The sequence below is a fragment of the Bacteroides sp. OF04-15BH genome (assembly GCF_003477995.1).
Lineage (GTDB): Bacteria > Bacteroidota > Bacteroidia > Bacteroidales > Bacteroidaceae > Paraprevotella.
Genome location: NZ_QUEM01000088.1, coordinates 339 through 1,687 on the forward strand (window position 1 = coordinate 339; position 1,349 = coordinate 1,687).

Genomic DNA, 1,349 nt, shown 5'->3' on the forward strand with positions numbered 1-1,349 from the left:
AGAAGGGTTTTCGGGATTCGCATCCAGTCACATGGTAGCTGCCCTCTGTACCCCCCATTGTAACACGTGTGTAGCCCCGGACGTAAGGGCCGTGCTGATTTGACGTCATCCCCACCTTCCTCACATCTTACGATGGCAGTATCCAAAGAGTCCCCAGCATTACCTGATGGTAACTTTGGAAAAGGGTTGCGCTCGTTATGGCACTTAAGCCGACACCTCACGGCACGAGCTGACGACAACCATGCAGCACCTTCACAGGAGTCCCGAAGGAAAGGACCATCTCTGATCCATGCACCTGCAATTCAAGCCCGGGTAAGGTTCCTCGCGTATCATCGAATTAAACCACATGTTCCTCCGCTTGTGCGGGCCCCCGTCAATTCCTTTGAGTTTCACCGTTGCCGGCGTACTCCCCAGGTGGAATACTTAATGCTTTCGCTTGGCCGCTGACATTGTATCGCCAACAGCGAGTATTCATCGTTTACGGTGCGGACTACCAGGGTATCTAATCCTGTTTGATACCCGCACTTTCGAGCCTCAGCGTCAGTAACACCCCAGAAGACTGCCTTCGCAATCGGAGTTCTTCGTGATATCTAAGCATTTCACCGCTACACCACGAATTCCATCTTCCTTGTGTGCACTCAAGGCAACCAGTATCAACGGCAGAGCATGGTTGAGCCACACTATTTTACCGCTGACTTAATCGCCCGCCTACGCTCCCTTTAAACCCAATAAATCCGGATAACGCTCGCATCTTCCGTATTACCGCGGCTGCTGGCACGGAATTAGCCGATGCTTATTCATAAGGTACATACAATAGGCCACACGTGACCTTTTTTATTCCCATATAAAAGAAGTTTACAACCCATAGGGCAGTCATCCTTCACGCTACTTGGCTGGTTCAGACTCTCGTCCATTGACCAATATTCCTCACTGCTGCCTCCCGTAGGAGTTTGGACCGTGTCTCAGTTCCAATGTGGGGGACCTTCCTCTCAGAACCCCTATCCATCGTCGACTAGGTGGGCCGTTACCCCGCCTACTATCTAATGGAACGCATCCCCATCCTTTACCGATAAATCTTTATTCGGAATCTCATGCGGAATCCCGAAACCATCGGGTATTAATCTTTCTTTCGAAAGGCTATCCCCGAGTAAAGGGCAGGTTGGATACGCGTTACTCACCCGTGCGCCGGTCGCCATCAATTGAAGCAAGCTTCAATCATGCTGCCCCTCGACTTGCATGTGTTAGGCCTGTAGCTAGCGTTCATCCTGAGCCAGGATCAAACTCTTCATTGTAAAATATCTTTTTATAATAATTTCTGTTTATCCACGGCTCCGAATCTTTATTCGTTT

Annotated in this window: 1 rRNA gene (only partly in view); it reads right to left on the reverse strand. The window is 50.0% G+C overall.

Features of this window, described 5'->3' with window-relative positions:
• A 16S ribosomal RNA gene (locus DXA74_RS15895) occupies positions 1-1,292 on the reverse strand; it reaches 273 nt to the left of the window's first position.
• Positions 1,293-1,349 lie beyond the last annotated feature (57 nt).